17 protein-coding genes are annotated in these 17120 nt (G+C 68.1%); 11 read left to right on the plus strand and 6 right to left on the minus strand.

All coding sequences use genetic code 11. The features are described from left to right. Positions 1-20: 20 nt before the first annotated feature. Positions 21-1322, plus strand: coding sequence for a class I SAM-dependent RNA methyltransferase (locus WT53_RS07850; RefSeq protein WP_059779230.1), 1302 nt, complete (start codon positions 21-23; stop codon positions 1320-1322). Positions 1323-1395: 73 nt separating this feature from the next. Here the strand turns inward: WT53_RS07850 and WT53_RS07855 are convergent, their stop codons facing one another. Both WT53_RS07855 and WT53_RS07860 read right to left on the minus strand, forming a co-directional pair. Further along, positions 1396-1860, minus strand: a complete 465-nt coding sequence (locus WT53_RS07855; RefSeq protein ID WP_059779228.1) for an SRPBCC family protein — start codon at positions 1858-1860, stop codon at positions 1396-1398. Continuing rightward, complete coding sequence (locus tag WT53_RS07860) at positions 1853-2185, minus strand: helix-turn-helix transcriptional regulator (protein WP_034206438.1); 333 nt, start codon at positions 2183-2185, stop codon at positions 1853-1855. Before WT53_RS07860 ends, WT53_RS07855 begins: the two co-directional genes overlap by 8 nt. A 171-nt stretch (positions 2186-2356) precedes the next feature. Between WT53_RS07860 and WT53_RS07865 the strand changes: the two genes are divergently transcribed. Further along, the gene (locus tag WT53_RS07865; RefSeq protein ID WP_034206437.1) at positions 2357-2761 is read left to right on the plus strand and encodes a VOC family protein; all 405 of its coding nucleotides are present in this window, start codon (positions 2357-2359) and stop codon (positions 2759-2761) included. Positions 2762-2834: 73 nt separating this feature from the next. Next, the gene (locus tag WT53_RS07870) at positions 2835-3521 is read left to right on the plus strand and encodes a YafY family protein (RefSeq protein ID WP_059501008.1); all 687 of its coding nucleotides are present in this window, start codon (positions 2835-2837) and stop codon (positions 3519-3521) included. Between the two features lie 255 nt (positions 3522-3776). Here the strand turns inward: WT53_RS07870 and WT53_RS07875 are convergent, their stop codons facing one another. Genes WT53_RS07875 through WT53_RS07885 form a run of 3 tightly spaced genes read right to left on the minus strand, consistent with a single transcriptional unit; the run spans position 3777 to position 6705 of the window. After that, entirely contained in the window at positions 3777-5231 is a 1455-nt protein-coding gene (locus tag WT53_RS07875; protein WP_006483443.1) for an NAD(P)(+) transhydrogenase (Re/Si-specific) subunit beta, read from the minus strand. Continuing rightward, entirely contained in the window at positions 5228-5554 is a 327-nt protein-coding gene (locus WT53_RS07880) for an NAD(P) transhydrogenase subunit alpha (protein WP_006476884.1), read from the minus strand. The genes WT53_RS07875 and WT53_RS07880 overlap by 4 nt, the downstream gene beginning before the upstream one ends. Before the next feature lie 11 nt (positions 5555-5565). After that, entirely contained in the window at positions 5566-6705 is a 1140-nt protein-coding gene (locus tag WT53_RS07885; protein ID WP_059779227.1) for a Re/Si-specific NAD(P)(+) transhydrogenase subunit alpha, read from the minus strand. A 304-nt stretch (positions 6706-7009) separates the two neighbouring features. Between WT53_RS07885 and WT53_RS07890 the strand changes: the two genes are divergently transcribed. The 3 genes from WT53_RS07890 (at position 7010) to WT53_RS07900 (ending at position 10490) form a co-directional block, all read left to right on the plus strand. Continuing rightward, complete coding sequence (locus tag WT53_RS07890) at positions 7010-7519, plus strand: NUDIX hydrolase (protein ID WP_059779224.1); 510 nt, start codon at positions 7010-7012, stop codon at positions 7517-7519. Beyond that, a complete protein-coding gene (mnmA, locus tag WT53_RS07895) occupies positions 7516-8751 on the plus strand; it encodes a tRNA 2-thiouridine(34) synthase MnmA (protein ID WP_060259073.1) in 1236 nt (411 codons plus the stop codon). The genes WT53_RS07890 and mnmA overlap by 4 nt, the downstream gene beginning before the upstream one ends. Before the next feature lie 119 nt (positions 8752-8870). Further along, the gene (locus WT53_RS07900) at positions 8871-10490 is read left to right on the plus strand and encodes an FMN-binding glutamate synthase family protein (RefSeq protein WP_060259075.1); all 1620 of its coding nucleotides are present in this window, start codon (positions 8871-8873) and stop codon (positions 10488-10490) included. A 106-nt stretch (positions 10491-10596) separates the two neighbouring features. On the opposite strand, the gene WT53_RS07905 is transcribed toward WT53_RS07900, so the two are convergent. After that, positions 10597-11211, minus strand: a complete 615-nt coding sequence (locus WT53_RS07905) for a glutathione S-transferase family protein (RefSeq protein WP_027783574.1) — start codon at positions 11209-11211, stop codon at positions 10597-10599. Positions 11212-11395: 184 nt separating this feature from the next. Between WT53_RS07905 and WT53_RS07910 the strand changes: the two genes are divergently transcribed. The 5 genes from WT53_RS07910 to purH all read left to right on the plus strand — a co-directional run bounded on the left by WT53_RS07910 (position 11396) and on the right by purH (position 17100). After that, positions 11396-12793 (plus strand): aminopeptidase P N-terminal domain-containing protein, encoded by a 1398-nt coding sequence (locus WT53_RS07910; protein WP_059779219.1) that lies wholly within the window; start codon positions 11396-11398, stop codon positions 12791-12793. 74 nt (positions 12794-12867) lie between these two features. Continuing rightward, complete coding sequence (locus WT53_RS07915) at positions 12868-14055, plus strand: UbiH/UbiF/VisC/COQ6 family ubiquinone biosynthesis hydroxylase (RefSeq protein WP_034206430.1); 1188 nt, start codon at positions 12868-12870, stop codon at positions 14053-14055. 137 nt (positions 14056-14192) lie between these two features. Continuing rightward, the gene (gene dusB / locus WT53_RS07920; RefSeq protein WP_034206429.1) at positions 14193-15260 is read left to right on the plus strand and encodes a tRNA dihydrouridine synthase DusB; all 1068 of its coding nucleotides are present in this window, start codon (positions 14193-14195) and stop codon (positions 15258-15260) included. Then, complete coding sequence (locus tag WT53_RS07925) at positions 15257-15490, plus strand: Fis family transcriptional regulator (protein WP_006476892.1); 234 nt, start codon at positions 15257-15259, stop codon at positions 15488-15490. The genes dusB and WT53_RS07925 overlap by 4 nt, the downstream gene beginning before the upstream one ends. A 44-nt stretch (positions 15491-15534) precedes the next feature. Beyond that, on the plus strand, positions 15535-17100 hold the full coding sequence (purH, locus tag WT53_RS07930) for a bifunctional phosphoribosylaminoimidazolecarboxamide formyltransferase/IMP cyclohydrolase (RefSeq protein ID WP_034206428.1): 1566 nt from the start codon (positions 15535-15537) through the stop codon (positions 17098-17100). Positions 17101-17120: the final 20 nt, after the last annotated feature.

Genomic DNA, 17120 nt, shown 5'->3' on the forward strand with positions numbered 1-17120 from the left:
TGCACGTCCTCACCCGCCTTATGTCCTCGCCCACCCTGTTCGAATTCTTCGCCCCCTGCCCGCGCGGCCTCGAAGCGGCGCTTGCCGCCGAGCTGGCCGAAATCGCCGGCCGCCACCTGAACGGCGCGCCGTTCACCGCGGGCGCGCAGGTGCCGGGCGGCGTCCATTTCAGCGGCGGTTGGGCCGCCGGCATGGCCGCGAACCTCCATTCGCGGATCGCGAGCCGAATCCTGCTGAAGATCGCGCACCGCGCGTACCGCAACGAGCAGGACGTCTATGCGCTCGCGCTCGAGCAACCGTGGGAACGCTGGTTCGCGGCCACGCAGACGCTGCGTGTCGACATCACCGCGATCAAGTCGCCGCTGAAGAGCCTCGAATTCGCGACGTTGCGCGTGAAGGACGCGATCTGCGACCGGATGCGCGACAAGACCGGCGCGCGCCCGAGCATCGACACCGGTGCGCCGGACGTGCGCGTGTTCGCGTTCCTGACGGCGGGCGAATGCACGCTGTACCTCGACACGTCGGGCGAGCCGCTGTTCAAGCGCGGCTGGCGCCTCGACAAGGGCGCGGCGCCGCTGCGCGAGAACCTCGCGGCCGGCATCCTGCGCCTGACCGGCTGGACGCCCGGCACCGCGCTGTACGACCCGATGTGCGGCAGCGGTACGTTCCTCGCGGAAGCCGCGCAGATCGCGCTCGGCGTGGCGCCCGGCGTCGAGCGCCGGTTCGGCTTCGAAAAGCTCAAGCAGTACGACATCACCGCGTGGCAGGGGCTGAAGGTCCCGGCGCTCGACGCGAAGCGCGCGGCGCGGGCCAGGCGCGGCGACGCGCTCGGCGTGTACGGCAGCGACATCTCCGGCGACATGCTCGAGAAGGCGCGCGCGAACCTCGAGCGCGCGGGCGTGCCGTCGGTGTGGCTCAAGCAGGTCGATGCGCGCGGGATGACGCCGCCGTGCGACGGGCCGGGCATCCTCCTCGCGAATCCGCCGTACGGCGAGCGGATCGAAGTGCGCGGCCGCAGCGCGCGCGGCGAGGTGCGCGAAACCGGCCGCAACCGCGGCAACGACGACGCATTCCGTCGCACGCACACCGACGCGCCGGACAGCGAGTTCTTCAACGCGCTCGGCGATGCGCTGAAGCAGCGCTTCACGGGCTGGCAGGCGTTCCTGCTGACGTCCGACCGTTCGCTGCCGGGCCAGTTGCGCCTGCGCGAATCGGCCAAGACGCCGCTGTTCAACGGCGCGCTCGAATGCCGGCTGTTCCGCTTCGACCTGATCGCCGGCAGCGTGAAGGCACGCGCGGCCGCGCCGGAGGGCGACGCGTAAGCCATCCGTGCGCTTGCGCAAGCCACGACGTGCAGGGGCCGCCATCGCGGCCCCTGTGCTTTTCCGCTGCCGGTCAATGCTTCGACTGCGACCAGCGCGCCATCGTAAACGGCAGTGCATGCCCCGTCTCGAGCAGCGTCTTCAGGCTCGACAGCACGACCGGCCAGCCGCCGCGAATCCCGCGGTCCATCTCCGAACCGGGCACCAGCCCGTCGTGCGTGACGGTCAGCTTCACGACGCCCTCGTGCGGCTCGACCAGATAGGTCACGCGCGATTCCTCGCCCTCCCCCGACGGCGTGCGCCACGTGACGACCAGCCGGCGCGGCGGATCGTTCTCGACCACTTCGCCGACGATGTCGACCCGCGACGGATCGTCGTAGTCCTGATGTTCCCACCGCGAACCCGGCCGCCAGTCGGGCGACGCGTTGCGATGCCGCACCCAGTAGTCCTTCGTCAGCTCGGCATTGGTCAGCGCGTCGAACACGCGCTCGGGCGTGGCCGCGATGAAGGTCACGTACACGAAATCGGGATTACCCATCGTCGTCTCCCGTGTCGCGGGGCGCTTCCAGCCCCCGCTTGAGGTCCGCCAGCGCCTGCAGGCGCTGACGCTCGAACTTGCCGATCCAGCGTTGCGCGATGTCATGGATCGGCACCGGATTCAGGTAATGCAGCTTCTCCCGGCCGCGCCACGTCGTCGCGACGAGGTTCGCGGCCTCGAGCAGCGCGAGATGCTTGCTCACGGCCTGCCGGCTCATCGCGAGCCCGTCGCACAGCTCGGACACGGTCTGGCCGTTTTTTGCGTACAGCAGATCGAGCAACCGACGGCGCGTGGCGTCGGCCAGTGCCTTGAAAACGAGATCCATGCCGCTCCCGGGTCGATGGCCTTATTATGCAACCGAATGGTTGCATGTCAAGGGTGACAACTCTACTGACAATACGGTGTCAGCAGCCCGCGATCACACTGCAATCCCGGCGCAATGCAGGCTGGTTTTCCCCATCGAATCCGCATAACAACGCAACCCAAGGAGCTCGTCATGACGTCAGCAACCGCCACTGCAACCGTGGAACGCGCGATCGCCTGGTTCGACATTCCGTCCCTCGATTTCGACCGCGCGATCCGCTTCTACGAGACCGTGCTGCAAACCACGTTGCAGCGCGAAGTCATCGGCGGCGTGCCGATGGCGACGTTCGATCGCGACGCATCGAGCACGGGCGGCAGCATCGTGTTCGATCCGCAGCAGATGAAGCCGAGCGCGAACGGCGTGCTCGTCTACCTGAACGCCGGCGAATCGGTCGTCGCGGCGCTCGAACGCGCGAAGCGCGCGGGCGGCGTCGTGCAGGGCTCCGTCGTCGAGCTGCCGAACAACTACGGCTACGTCGGCTACCTGATCGACACGGAAGGCAACCGCGTCGGCCTGCACGCGCCGAAATGCCACTGAGCGCAGCGGTCAGCGGGCTCGCGCGGCGCTATCATCGCGAAGCCCCCGTAGCCAGAGGAATCGAGGTGCCGTCATGACCCGCCGTGCCGACCGCCTGTTCCAGATCGCCGAGCTGTTGCGCGGGCGTCGTCTCACGACCGCGCAGCAACTGGCCGACTGGCTGTCGGTGTCGCCGCGCACGGTCTACCGCGACGTACGCGACCTGCAACTGTCGGGCGTGCCGATCGAAGGCGAGGCCGGCATCGGCTACCGGCTGAACCGCAACGCGAGCCTGCCGCCGCTCACGTTCACGGCCGAGGAGCTGGCGGCGCTCGCCACCGGCGCGCGCATGCTCGAGACCTGGGGCGGTGCGCGCTTCGCGAGCGGCGCGCGCTCGGCGCTCGCGAAGATCGCGTCGGCGATGCCGGCCGACAAGCGTACGGCGCTCGACCGGCTGCCCGTGTTCGCGCCGTCGTTCCACATCGACGCGACGTTTTGCGCGAAGGTCGACGCGATCCACCAGGCGATCGACACGCGCCACATCGTCAGCTTCGACTATCGCGACCGGCTCGGCGCGCATTCGCAGCGTCGCGTCTGGCCGCTCGGGCTCGTCTACTGGGGCGGGCGCTGGACGATCGGCGCGTGGTGCGAGCTGCGCGACGATTTCCGCACCTTCGACATCGCGCGGATGGGCGACATCACCGTGCACGAGCAGTTTCCGGACATGGAGGGCCGGCGGATCGCCGACTACATGCGGATCGCGGAAGCGCCGATGCGCTGACGCGGCGTGGCGGCGAGCGCGCGGTCGCGTCGAGCGGGTTCTTCGCGGCCGGGCTCAACCGGTGTGCGTCGCGACGGGCGGCTATGCGCGCCCGATCGATCCGGCCGACCGCGTGCGCGACACGGTCACCGCCTGCGTCGCACGCCTCGTCGCACCATGAAAAAGGCCCGGCCGGCTTGTGAACTGCACCGGTCGGGCCCGTCCGCGGCCGCGACGCCCGCGCATCGAAGCGGGCGCCGCGTGCCGGCGCCTGCGTTACTCGACCGCCTTCACCATGTCCTCGATGACCTTCTTCGCATCGCCGAACACCATCATCGTCTTGTCCATGTAGAACAGGTCGTTGTCGAGACCCGCGTAGCCGGCCGCCATCGAACGCTTGTTGACGATCACCGTGCGCGCCTTGTACGCCTCGATGATCGGCATCCCCGCGATCGGCGATTTCGGATCGTTCTTCGCGGCCGGGTTCACGACGTCGTTCGCGCCGAGTACGAGCACCACGTCCACCTGGCCGAATTCGCCGTTGATGTCCTCCATCTCGTGCACGATCTCGTACGGCACTTCCGCTTCCGCGAGCAATACGTTCATGTGGCCCGGCATCCGGCCGGCGACCGGGTGGATCGCGTACTTCACGTCGATGCCCTTCTCGACCAGCTTGTCGGTCAGCTCCTTCAGCGCGTGCTGCGCACGGGCGACGGCGAGCCCGTAACCCGGCACGATCACGACCGATTCCGCGTTGCCGAGCATGAACGCCGCGTCGTCGGCCGAACCCGACTTCACCGGCCGCTGCTCCTGCGCGCCCGCCGCGCCGCCGGCCGCCGCTTCCCCGCCAAATCCGCCGAGGATCACGTTGAAGAACGAGCGGTTCATCGCGTGGCACATGATGTACGACAGGATCGCGCCCGACGAGCCGACCAGCGAACCCGCGATGATCAGCATCGCGTTGTTCAGCGAGAAGCCGATGCCGGCCGCCGCCCAGCCCGAGTACGAGTTCAGCATCGACACGACCACCGGCATGTCCGCGCCGCCGATCGGAATGATGATCAGCACACCGAGCACGAACGCGATCGCCGTCATGATGATGAACGGCAGCCACGCCTGCGTGATGAAGAACAGGATGCCGAAGCCGAGCATCGCGATCGCGAGCATCAGGTTGATCAGGTGCTGGCCCGCGTACACGACCGGCGCGCCCTGGAACAGCCGGAACTTGTACTTGCCCGACAGCTTGCCGAACGCGATCACCGAACCGGAGAACGTGATCGCGCCGACGAACGTGCCGATGAACAGCTCGACGCGGTTGCCGTACGGGATGAAGCTCGACGACACCGCGTCCTGCGGCACGAGCCCGAACGCTTCCGGCTCCGACACCACCGCATACGCGATGCACACGGCCGCGAGACCGATCAGCGAGTGCATGGCCGCGACGAGTTCCGGCATCTTCGTCATCTCGACGCGCGCGGCGACGAACGCGCCGACGCCGCCGCCGACGATCAGCGCGCCGAGCACGAGCGCGAGGCCGAGCGGCAGGTTCGCGCCGAGCCACGCGGCCTGCTTGACGATCAGCGCGATCGTCGTGAGGATCGCGATGGCCATCCCGACCATCCCGAACAGGTTGCCGCGCCGCGCGCTCTTCGGATTCGACAGGCCCTTCAGCGCCTGGATGAAGCACACCGACGCGACGAGGTACAGCAGCGTAACGACGTTCATGCTCATCGCGCGCCCTCCTTGCCGCCCTCGACGCGCTTGGGCTCCTTCTTGCGGAACATCTCGAGCATTCGCCTCGTCACGAGAAAGCCGCCGAACACGTTGACGGCCGCGAGCGCGACCGCGAGCGTGCCGAAGAACTTGCCGGTCGCGCCGACGGTGAGCGCCGCCGCGAGCATCGCGCCGACGATCACGATCGCCGAGATCGCGTTGGTCACGGCCATCAGCGGCGTATGCAGCGCCGGCGTGACGTTCCAGACGACGTGGTAGCCGACGTACACCGCCAGCACGAAGATGATCACGTTGATCACCGTGTGATTGATGACTTCCATGGTCTCCTCCGTTATTTGCGCGTGACTTCACCGTCGCGGCACAACAGCGTCGCGGCGACGATGTCGTCGGTCAGGTCGATGTTCAGCGCGCCTTCCTTCGTGACGATCAGCTTCGTGAAGTCGAGCAGGTTGCGCGCGTACAGCGCCGACGCGTCCGACGCGACCATCGACGCGAGATTCGTGTAGCCGGCGATCGTCACGCCGTTGTGCACGATCACCTGGTCGGCGACGGTCAGCGGGCAGTTGCCGCCCCGGCGGCCGTCGATTTCCGGGCCGCGGCCGGCCGCGAGATCGACGAGCACCGAGCCGGGCTTCATCGCCCGCGCGGTGTCGACCGAGATCAGCGTCGGCGCCGGGCGCCCGGGAATCAGCGCGGTGGTGATCACGATGTCGGCCTGCCTCGCCCGCTCGTGCACGAGCGCGGCCTGGCGGCCGAGCCACGATGCCGGCATCGGGCGCGCATAGCCGCCGACACCCTGCGCGGCTTCGCGCTCTTCGTCGGTTTCGAACGGGACGTCCAGGAATTTCGCGCCGAGCGACTCGATCTGCTCCTTCACGGCCGGCCGCACGTCGGACGCCTCGATCACCGCGCCGAGGCGCTTCGCGGTCGCGATCGCCTGCAGGCCCGCGACGCCCGCGCCGAGAATCAGCACGCGCGCCGCCTTCACGGTGCCCGCGGCCGTCATCAGCATCGGCATGAAGCGCGGATACAGCGACGCGGCCACCAGCACGGCCTTGTAGCCGGCGATGTTCGCCTGCGACGACAGCACGTCGAGACTCTGCGCACGCGTCGTGCGCGGCGCGGCCTCGAGCGCGAAACCGGTCACGCCGGCCGCGGCGAGTTTCGCCGCCTGCTCGCCGTTGAACGGCTCGAGCATGCCGATCAGCACGGTGCCGCGCTTGAGCAACGGCAGTTCGGCGTCGGTGGGCGCCTGGACCTTCAGGACGAGATCGGCGTCGAACGCGGCCGACTGGTCGGTCAATTCGGCGCCGACGGCCGCATAGGCTTCGTCGGGATAGCTGGCTGCGCTGCCGGCCCCTTTCGCGACACTGACGCGATGGCCGGCCGCCGCGTATTTCTTCACGGTTTCCGGCGTCGCAGCCACACGCGCCTCGTTGGCCCGCGTTTCAGCAGGCACTCCAATATGCATCGTCAGTTCCTCCAGTCATTGTCAGTATTTCTTTTCTTGCGATCTTTACTGCACAACGAGCCGGACAGGCTGACTTACCGGCTCACGAGCAACGGCTTGCACGCTGCACTTTAACCGAAAGCGATGGTCGCGCCAGCACTTTCCGCACGACCGTGCTCGAATGCGACAGGCGCTTGGCCCGTGCCGTCACGCAGCGTCGCCACGCAGCGCCGGGACGGGCGATCCGCGAGGGTCGGATCGCTTGACGAACGGCCGGCGGCGGACGACCGGCAGCGTTCGGGCGCAACCGGTAAAATGCCGAACCATGAAACCCGAAATCTGGACCCCGCATGTGACGGTCGCCGCGCTCGTCGAGCGCGCCGGCCGCTTTCTCGTGATCGAGGAAGAAACCTCGACGGGCCTGCGCATCAACCAGCCGGCCGGTCATCTCGAAGCCGGCGAAACGCTGGCCGACGCCGTGATCCGCGAAACGCTCGAGGAAACCGCGCGCCCGTTCACGCCCGACGCGCTCGTCGGCGTCTATCTCGCGCATTACGATCGCCCCGGCAGCGCCGGCGCGACCTACCTGCGCTTCACGTTCTGCGGCACCGCCGGCGAACCGGTCGCGGGCCATGTGCTCGACGACGGCATCGTCCGCACGCTGTGGATGACGGCCGACGAACTGCGCGCCTGCAGCGAGCGCCATCGCTCGCCCGCGGTGATGCGCTGCGTCGACGACTATCTCGCCGGGCGGCGCATTCCGCTCGATTTCGTGCACACGCACTCGGTCGCCCCGCGCCCCGAGGCATTCGAACGTCAGGCGGTCGGCAAATGAGCAAGCGCCGTGTAGTGGTGGGCATGTCGGGCGGCGTCGATTCGTCGGTGACCGCGTGGCTGCTGAAGGAACAAGGCTACGACGTGGTCGGCCTGTTCATGAAGAACTGGGAAGACGACGACGACGGCGAGTACTGCTCGACGCGCCAGGACTGGATCGACGTCGTGTCGGTGGCCGACCTGATCGGCATCGACGTGGAAGCCGTCAACTTCGCCGCCGAATACAAGGACCGCGTGTTCGCCGAGTTCCTGCGCGAATACTCGGCCGGCCGCACGCCGAACCCCGACGTGCTGTGCAACGCCGAGATCAAGTTCAAGGCGTTCCTCGACCACGCGATGTCGCTCGACGCGGAAATGATCGCGACCGGCCACTACGCGCGCGTGCGCGAGCGCGACGGGCGTTTCGAACTGCTGAAGGCCTTCGATCATACGAAAGACCAGTCGTACTTCCTGCACCGGCTGAACCAGGCGCAACTGTCGAAGACGATGTTCCCGCTCGGCGAGATCCCGAAGACGAAGGTGCGCGAGATCGCCGCGCAGATCGGGCTGCCGAATGCGAAGAAGAAGGATTCGACCGGCATCTGCTTCATCGGCGAACGGCCGTTCCGCGATTTCCTGAACCGCTATCTTCCGACGAAACCCGGCCCGATGAAGACGCCCGACGGCAAGGTGGTCGGCGAGCACATCGGCCTCGCGTTCTATACGTTCGGCCAGCGCAAGGGCATCGGCCTCGGCGGCAGCAAGAGCGGCAGCGGCGAGCCGTGGTTCGTCGCCGCGAAGGACATCGCGTCGAACACACTGTACGTCGTGCAGGGTCACGATCATCCGTGGCTGCTGTCGCGCGAGCTCGTCGCCGGCAACGTGAGCTGGGTCGCCGGCGAGCCGCCGGCGGACGGCTTCGCGTGCGGCGCGAAGACGCGCTACCGGCAGGCCGACGCGGCGTGCAGGTTCGGCCGGGCCGCGATAGGCCGGGCCGCGATAGGCCGGGCCGCGATAGGCCGGGCTGCGGACGGCCGGGCCGCGACAGGCGCCGCGGCAGCCGGCCCGGCAGGCGAAGCGCGCTTCTCGCTCGCGTTCGACGATGCGCAGTGGGCCGTCACACCCGGCCAGTCGGCCGTGCTGTACGACGGCGAGATCTGCCTCGGCGGCGGCATCATCGAGTCCGCGGCCACCGGCCAACCCGGTCAGGCTGCACCGGCGGGCCGCGCACCGGCGCTCGCCGAAGCACGCTGACATCCATTCGGTTTAGACTTGCGGCACGCCGCGCCCGGCGGAACACGATTCCGCCACGGCCGGTGTGCCGCCTTCGCAGCGCACGCATGGCGGTATCTCAAGATTCTTATGGAGTCCCCATGCTTTCAAGACGCTACCTCGCGATGTGGTGTGCCGTGCTGCTGCTCGTCGCAGCGGCCGCGCTCGCGTCGGCCCACGTTCTTTCCTGGCTGTGGATCGTCATCCCCATCGCCCTCGTCGCACTCGGCCTGTACGACCTGAACCAGGACCGCCACGCGATCCTCCGGAACTACCCGCTCTGGGGGCACTTTCGCTTCCTGTTCGAATTCATCCGACCTGAAATCCGCCAGTACTTCGTCGAGGACGACACCGACGAAAAACCGTTCTCGCGCGCGCAGCGCAGCCTCGTCTACCAGCGCGCGAAGAACGTCGCGGACAACCGTCCGTACGGCACCGAGCTGAACGTGAAGGCCGTCGCGCACGAATGGATCAGCCATTCGCTCGCGCCGACGAAGCTGCCGAGCCACGACTTCCGCATCCGCGTCGGCGCGAATCGCACGCAACCGTACGACATTTCGATCTTCAACATCTCGGCGATGAGCTTCGGCTCGCTGTCCGCGAACGCGATCCGCTCGCTGAACCTCGGCGCGAAGAAAGGCGGCTTCGCGCACGACACCGGCGAAGGCTCGCTGTCGAAGTACCACCGCGAGCACGGCGGCGACATCATCTGGGAAATCGCGTCCGGCTACTTCGGCTGCCGCAACGACGACGGCACGTTCAACCCCGACAAGTTCGCGAAGCAGGCGGCCGATCCGCAGGTCAAGATGATCGAGGTGAAGCTGTCGCAGGGCGCGAAGCCCGGCCACGGCGGCGTGCTGCCGGCCGCGAAGATCACGCCGGAAATCGCCGAGACGCGCGGCGTGCCGATGGGCAAGGACTGCATCTCGCCCGCGACGCACTCGGAATTCTCGACGCCGCGCGGGCTGCTCGAATTCGTCGAGCGGCTGCGCACGCTGTCGGGCGGCAAGCCGACCGGCTTCAAGCTGTGCATCGGCCATCCGTGGGAATTCTTCGGGATCGCGAAAGCGATGATCGAGACGGGCATCGTGCCCGACTTCATCGTCGTCGACGGCGCGGAAGGCGGCACGGGCGCGGCGCCGCTCGAATTCACCGACCACGTCGGCGTGCCGCTGCAGGAAGGGCTGCTGCTCGTGCACAACACGCTCGTCGGGATCGGCGTGCGCGATCGCGTGAAGCTCGGCGCGAGCGGCAAGATCATCACCGCATTCGACATCGCGCGTACGCTCGCGATCGGCGCGGACTGGGTGAACTCGGCGCGCGGCTTCATGTTCGCGGTCGGCTGCATCCAGGCGCAGCACTGCCACACCGACCGCTGCCCGACCGGCGTCGCGACGCAGGACCCGGTGCGCCAGCGCGCGCTCGTCGTGCCCGACAAGGCCGAGCGCGTATACAACTTCCACCGCAATACGCTGCATGCGCTGCAGGAACTCGTGCAGGCGGCCGGCCTCGCGCATCCGTCCGAGCTGCGCGCGCATCATATCGTGCAGCGGGTCGCGCCGCACGAGGTGCGGCTGATGTCGCAACTGCTGAAATACCTGAAGCCCGGTGCGCTGCTCGATGGCCAGACCTGCGGCTTGTCCCTGTACGACAAGTGGTGGCCGATCGCGCGCAGCGATTCGTTTGCGCTCGGCGAAGCCGTGTACGCGTCGATCGAGTGACGCGTGCGGCCGCCCCGCGCCGGCGGTGGCCGGCGCCGCAAAAAGAAAAGCGCCCCGCGGGGCGCTTTTCTTTCGTCTGCCGAATGCGTGAAGGCCGGGCCGCGGCTCAGTTCTGCGGCAGCGTATCGGCGAACGACTGTCGCTGCTGCAGCTTCACGAAGTGCTTGTCGAGGTTCGGGTGGCGATCGCGCCAGTCGAGCTCGGGCATCCGGAAATCGAGATAGCCGAGCGCGCAACCGAGTGCGATGTCGGCGAGCGTGTAATGATTGCCGACGCACCACGTCTTGCCGCCGAGACCCTGCGACATCGCGACGAGCGCGTCGTCGATCTTGCGTTGCTGGCGCGCGATCCAGCTCGCGCTGCGCTGCCCTTCTTCCCGCAGCGTGTGTTCGAGACGGATCGCGACCGCCGCGTCGAGCACGCCGTCGCCCAGGGCTTCCCAGCAGCGCACTTCGACGCGCTCGCGGCCCGACGGCGGAATCAGCTTGCCGACCGGCGACAGCGTATCGACGTATTCGCAGATCACGCGGGAATCGAACACCGCGGCGCCGTCCTCCATCACGAGGCACGGGACCTTGCCGAGCGGATTCGATGCATGAATATCCGTCTCCGGCGCCCACACGTTCTCGAGCTCCAGCTTGTAGTCGATCTTCTTTTCAGCAAGCACGATCCGCGCCTTTCGGACGTACGGGCTGCTGAGCGAACCGATTAATTTCATCATCTGCCTTTTCAAGGGAACCGCCGAGAGTATACGTTGTCGCCGATCATAACCGGCACGCGCGGCCGGGTAGAAAATCGCCCGTCCGGCCTGTGGATGGTTTGCAACAACCGCCGCGCGGGCCTTGGCCGGCGCGGCTTGCGGCCCCACCCTCACGCACCGCGTCGCGCGGCGCTACAATCGCACGATGAATGCGCCCCTCGATACCGCCATTGCCGTCGACGTCTACCGCCAGCGCCGCGAACGCGTGCTTGCCGCACTGCGTGCCGCGGGCGGCGGCGTCGCCATCGTCCCCACCGCGCCGGAAATGCTGCGCAACCGCGATACGGCCTACCCGTACCGGTTCGACAGCTACTTCCATTACCTGACAGGCTTCACCGAACCGGATGCCGTGCTCGTGCTGAACGCGGCCGCGCCGCACGGCGCGCCGGAATCGATCCTGTTCTGCCGCGGCAAGAACGTCGACCGCGAGATCTGGGAAGGCTTTCACTACGGGCCCGACGCCGCACGCGACGCGTTCGGCTTCGACGCGGCATTCGCGGTCGACGTGATCGACACCGAAATGCCGCGCCTGCTCGCCGATGCGGGCACCGTGCACTACCGGTTCGGCGCATCGGCCGACTTCGAGCGCCAGCTCGCAGGCTGGATCGACGCGGTACGCGCGCAGGCACGCACGGGCGTCGCCGCGCCGGACGCGCTGCTCGACCTCACGCCGCTGCTCGACGACATGCGGCTCGTGAAGGACGAACACGAACTCGCGATCATGATGCGCGCCGCGCACATCTCCGCGCTCGCGCACCGCCGCGCGATGCAGGTGTGCCGCCCCGGCATCCGCGAATACGAGCTCGAGGCCGAGCTGCTGTACCTGTTCCGCAAGCACGGCGCGCAGGCGCCCGCGTACGGTTCGATCGTCGCGGCCGGCGCGAATGCGTGCGTGCTGCACTATCCGGCCGGCAACGCGGCCGCGCGAGACGGCGACCTGATCCTGATCGACGCCGCCTGCGAACTCGACGGCTATGCGTCGGACATCACGCGCACGTTCCCGGCCAACGGCCGCTTCTCGCCCGCGCAGCGCACGCTGTACGACATCGTGCTCGCCGCGCAGCAGGCCGCGATCGACGCGACGCGCGCGGGCGTGCCGTTCGAGGCGCCGCATGACGCAGCCGTCCGCGTGCTCGCGCAGGGGCTGCTCGACACCGGCATCATCCCGAAAACGCGCTTCTCGAACGTCGACGACGCGATCGCCGAGCGCGCGTACACGCGCTTCTACATGCATCGCACCGGCCACTGGCTCGGGATGGACGTGCACGACTGCGGCGACTACCGCGAGCGGCTCGCCGCGCGCGACGCCAACGGCGCGCTGCCGTGGCGCACGCTGAAAGCCGGCATGACGCTCACCGTCGAGCCCGGCCTGTACGTGCGCGCGGCCGACGACGTGCCGCCCGAATACTGGAACATCGGCATCCGCATCGAGGACGACGCGATCGTGCGCGAGCACGGCTGCGAACTGATCACGCGCGACGTGCCGGTCGCGGCCGACGAGATCGAGGCGCTGATGCGCGAGGGCGCCGCGCACGGCGCGTGAGCGGCCGCGTGCCGCCGGCGACTGCCTGGACCGCTTGAACCGCTTCGACTGCCAACACCGTTTCACGAACCCTGATGACGACCGCTTCCCCCTCCGCCACGCCGGATTACGACCTCGCCATCGTCGGCGCAGGCCCCGTCGGGCTCGCGCTCGCCGGCTGGCTCGCGCGCCGCAGCGCGACGCAGCATGCATCGATCGCGCTGATCGATGCACGCGACCCGGCCGCGAGCGCGAACGACCCGCGCGCGATCGCCGTGTCGCACGGCAGCCGCGTGCTGCTCGACACGCTCGCGTGGCCCGCCGACGCCACGCCGATCGAACATATCCACGTGTCGCAGCGCGGCCATTTCGGCCGCACGCTGATCGACCGCGACGAGCACGCCCTCGCCGCGCTCGGCTACGTGGTCCGCTACGGCTCGATCGTGCAGGCGCTCGCGAACGCGGTGCGCGGCACGCGCGTCGACTGGCTCACGTCGACCACCGCGCGCGCGCCGCAGCAGGACGCCGACGGCGTCGCGCTGACGCTCGACGGCCCGCAAGGCGAGCGCACGCTGCGCGCGCGCATCGTCGTCAATGCCGAAGGCGGGCTGTTCCACGAACAGCAGGCCGATACGGCCAAGCATCGCCGCGACTACGGACAGACCGCGCTCGTCGGCACGGTCACGGTATCGGCGCCGCGCCCGAACGTCGCGTGGGAACGCTTCACGCACGAGGGCCCGCTCGCGCTGCTGCCGCTCGGCGGCCCGCGTCAGGCCGATTACTCGCTCGTCTGGTGCTGTACGCCCGACGAAGCGGCGCGACGTGCCGCGCTGCCCGACGATGCGTTCCTGCGCGAGCTCGGCAGCGTGTTCGGCGAACGCATGGGCGAATTCGTCGCGATCGCCGGGCGCGCGTCCTTCCCGCTCGGCCTGAACGCCGCGCAGACGCTCGTCAGCGGCCGCGTCGCGATCGTCGGCAATGCCGCGCAAACGCTGCACCCGGTGGCGGGCCAGGGGCTCAACCTCGGGCTGCGCGATGCGCACACGCTCGTCGACGCGCTGTCCGCACAAGGCTTCGAAGCGACCGCGCTCGCGACCTTCAACGCGCGTCGCGCGCTCGACCGGCGCTTCACGATCGGCGCGACCGACACGCTGGCGCGCCTGTTTACGATCGACTCGGGCCCGCTGCCGCTGCTGCGCGGCGCCGCGCTCACCGCACTCGAGTTCGTGCCGCCGCTCAAGAAGGCGATCGCGCGTCAGATGATGTTCGGCCAGCGTAGCTGACGCGCGGCACACCGCACGGCGCGTCCGGGCAAATCAGGCAAACCGGGTCAAATCGGCGGGGCATGGGAATACGGTAAAATGCCCGCTTTCCGTCTTCCCTTCCCCTGTCCGCGCTCGTCGCGGGCGGCGCCATTGCGATGCCCGTTATCGGCTCTCACGTATTGCGTAACAACCTGTTCGTCGCCCCGATGGCCGGGGTGACGGATCGTCCGTTCCGCCAGCTGTGCAAACGGCTGGGGGCCGGTTACGCCGTGTCCGAGATGGTCGCGTCCAACGCGCAGCTGTGGAAAAGCGCGAAGACGATGCGGCGCGCGAACCACGAAGGCGAAGTCGAGCCGATCGCGGTGCAGATCGCCGGCGCCGATCCGGCGATGATGGCCGAAGCTGCCCGCTACAACGTCGACAACGGCGCGCAGATCATCGACATCAACATGGGCTGCCCGGCGAAGAAGGTCTGCAACGTCGCGGCCGGCTCCGCGCTGCTGCAGAACGAGCCGCTCGTGCAGCGGATCGTCGAGGCCGTCGTCGCGGCGGTCGGCACGGGGCCCGACGCGGTGCCCGTCACGCTGAAGATCCGCACCGGCTGGGACCGCGAGCACAAGAATGCGATCACGGTCGCGCGCCTGGCCGAAGCGGCCGGCATCTCGATGCTCACCGTGCATGGCCGCACGCGCGCCGATCTGTATCGCGGCGACGCCGAGTACGACACCATCGCGGCCGTGAAGGCGGCCGTGCGGATTCCGGTCGTCGCGAACGGCGACATCACGTCGCCCGCCAAGGCGAAGGCCGTGCTCGACGCAACCGGCGCCGATGCGCTGATGATCGGTCGCGCCGCGCAAGGCCGGCCGTGGTTGTTCCGCGAAATCGATCATTTCCTGCAAACCGGCGAGCTGCTGCCCCCGCCGCGGATCGACGAGATCCAGCACGTGATGAACGAACACCTGGAAGACCACTACGCTTTCTATGGCGAATTCACCGGCGTCCGTACTGCGCGCAAGCACATCGGCTGGTACACTCGCGGCCTTTCCGGTGCCAACGGGTTCCGGCACCGAATGAACACGCTCGATTCCACCCGCGAGCAGCTCGCCGCCGTCAATGCATTCTTCGAGGCGCAAAAGGCGCTGTCGGACCACCTCGTCTACGTCGACGACGAAGCGGAAAACAGCCAGGGCGAGTCGGACGACCATAACCAGTTAGCAGCATGAGCAAGCACAACATCGAACAATGTGTCCGCGAGAGCCTGGACGTGTATTTCCGGGATCTAGACGGCTCCAATCCGCACGACGTCTATGAAATGGTGATGTCCTGCGTCGAAAAGCCGATGCTCGAGGTCGTGCTCGTACAGGCCGGCGGCAACCAGTCGCTCGCCGCCGAGTACCTCGGCATCAATCGCAATACGCTGCGCAAGAAGCTGCAGCAGCACGGCCTGCTGTAGGCGGCCGTCCCGTCCCCGTTTCCCTGGCTATTGGTGGTTCCATCATGATCAAGCAAGCGCTCATTTCCGTTTCCGACAAGACCGGCATCGTCGACTTCGCGAAGTCGCTGTCCGACCTCGGCGTCAAGCTGCTGTCGACGGGCGGCACCGCGAAACTCCTCGCCGATGCCGGCCTGCCCGTGACCGAAGTGGCCGATTACACGGGCTTCCCGGAAATGCTCGATGGGCGCGTGAAGACGCTGCACCCGAAGGTGCACGGCGGCATCCTCGCCCGCCGCGACCTGCCCGAGCACATGCAGGCGCTCGAACAGCATGGCATCCCGACGATCGACCTGCTCGTCGTGAACCTGTATCCGTTCGTCGCGACGATCGCGAAGGACGACTGCACGCTCGCCGACGCGATCGAGAACATCGACATCGGCGGCCCGACGATGCTGCGCTCGGCCGCGAAGAACCACCGCGACGTGACGGTCGTCGTCGATCCGGCCGACTACGCGGTCGTGCTCGACGAAATGAAGGCGAACGGCAACACGGTCGGCTACCCGACCAACTTCCGCCTCGCGACGAAGGTGTTCGCGCACACCGCGCAATACGACGGCGCTATCACGAACTACCTGACGAGCCTGACCGACGAGCTGCAGCACGCATCGCGCAGCGCGTACCCGGCCACGCTGAACATGGCGTTCGACAAGGTGCAGGACCTACGCTACGGCGAGAACCCGCACCAGAGCGCGGCGTTCTACCGCGACCTCGCGGCGCCGGCCGGCGCGCTGGCGAACTACCGCCAGCTGCAGGGCAAGGAACTGTCGTACAACAACATCGCGGATTCGGACGCGGCGTGGGAATGCGTGAAGACGTTCGACGCGCCGGCCTGCGTGATCATCAAGCACGCGAACCCGTGCGGCGTCGCGGTCGGCAACGACTCGGCAGACGCGTACGCGAAGGCGTTCCAGACCGACCCGACCTCGGCATTCGGCGGGATCATCGCGTTCAACCGCGAAGTCGACGAAGCGGCCGCGCAAGCGGTGGCGAAGCAGTTCGTCGAAGTGCTGATCGCCCCGTCGTTCTCCGACGCCGCGAAGCAGGTGTTCGCCGCGAAGCAGAACGTGCGCCTGCTGGAAATCGCGCTGGGCGACGGCCACAACGCATTCGACCTGAAGCGCGTGGGCGGCGGCCTGCTCGTGCAGTCGCTCGACGCGAAGAACGTGCAGCCGAGCGAGCTGCGCGTCGTCACGAAGCGTCAGCCGACCGCGAAGGAAATGGACGACCTGCTGTTCGCATGGCGCGTCGCGAAGTACGTGAAGTCGAACGCGATCGTGTTCTGCGGCAACGGCATGACGCTCGGCGTCGGCGCGGGCCAAATGAGCCGTGTCGATTCCGCGCGCATCGCGAGCATCAAGGCGCAGAACGCGGGCCTGACGCTCGCCGGTTCGGCGGTCGCGTCGGATGCGTTTTTCCCGTTCCGCGACGGCCTCGACGTCGTCGTGGCGGCAGGCGCGACTTGCGTGATCCAGCCGGGCGGCTCGATGCGCGACGACGAAGTGATCGCGGCGGCCGACGAGCACGGCATCGCGATGATCCTGACGGGCGTGCGCCACTTCCGTCACTGATCGCAGCATGCGGCCCGCGC

The organism is Burkholderia sp. MSMB2157WGS (assembly GCF_001532755.1).
In the GTDB taxonomy this organism is placed as follows: domain Bacteria; phylum Pseudomonadota; class Gammaproteobacteria; order Burkholderiales; family Burkholderiaceae; genus Burkholderia.

Coding starts and splice junctions, on each gene's coding strand:
- WT53_RS07905 (WP_027783574.1), bottom strand. CDS start 11,211: ATGATGAAATTAATCGGTTCGCTCAGCAGCCCGTACGTCCGAAAGGCG.
- WT53_RS07880 (WP_006476884.1), bottom strand. CDS start 5,554: ATGGAAGTCATCAATCACACGGTGATCAACGTGATCATCTTCGTGCTG.
- WT53_RS07850 (WP_059779230.1), top strand. CDS start 21: ATGTCCTCGCCCACCCTGTTCGAATTCTTCGCCCCCTGCCCGCGCGGC.
- WT53_RS07900 (WP_060259075.1), top strand. CDS start 8,871: ATGCTTTCAAGACGCTACCTCGCGATGTGGTGTGCCGTGCTGCTGCTC.
- purH (WP_034206428.1), top strand. CDS start 15,535: ATGATCAAGCAAGCGCTCATTTCCGTTTCCGACAAGACCGGCATCGTC.
- WT53_RS07865 (WP_034206437.1), top strand. CDS start 2,357: ATGACGTCAGCAACCGCCACTGCAACCGTGGAACGCGCGATCGCCTGG.
- WT53_RS07925 (WP_006476892.1), top strand. CDS start 15,257: ATGAGCAAGCACAACATCGAACAATGTGTCCGCGAGAGCCTGGACGTG.
- WT53_RS07855 (WP_059779228.1), bottom strand. CDS start 1,860: ATGGGTAATCCCGATTTCGTGTACGTGACCTTCATCGCGGCCACGCCC.
- WT53_RS07860 (WP_034206438.1), bottom strand. CDS start 2,185: ATGGATCTCGTTTTCAAGGCACTGGCCGACGCCACGCGCCGTCGGTTG.
- WT53_RS07890 (WP_059779224.1), top strand. CDS start 7,010: ATGAAACCCGAAATCTGGACCCCGCATGTGACGGTCGCCGCGCTCGTC.
- WT53_RS07915 (WP_034206430.1), top strand. CDS start 12,868: ATGACGACCGCTTCCCCCTCCGCCACGCCGGATTACGACCTCGCCATC.
- WT53_RS07910 (WP_059779219.1), top strand. CDS start 11,396: ATGAATGCGCCCCTCGATACCGCCATTGCCGTCGACGTCTACCGCCAG.
- WT53_RS07885 (WP_059779227.1), bottom strand. CDS start 6,705: ATGCATATTGGAGTGCCTGCTGAAACGCGGGCCAACGAGGCGCGTGTG.
- WT53_RS07875 (WP_006483443.1), bottom strand. CDS start 5,231: ATGAGCATGAACGTCGTTACGCTGCTGTACCTCGTCGCGTCGGTGTGC.
- dusB (WP_034206429.1), top strand. CDS start 14,193: ATGCCCGTTATCGGCTCTCACGTATTGCGTAACAACCTGTTCGTCGCC.
- WT53_RS07870 (WP_059501008.1), top strand. CDS start 2,835: ATGACCCGCCGTGCCGACCGCCTGTTCCAGATCGCCGAGCTGTTGCGC.
- mnmA (WP_060259073.1), top strand. CDS start 7,516: ATGAGCAAGCGCCGTGTAGTGGTGGGCATGTCGGGCGGCGTCGATTCG.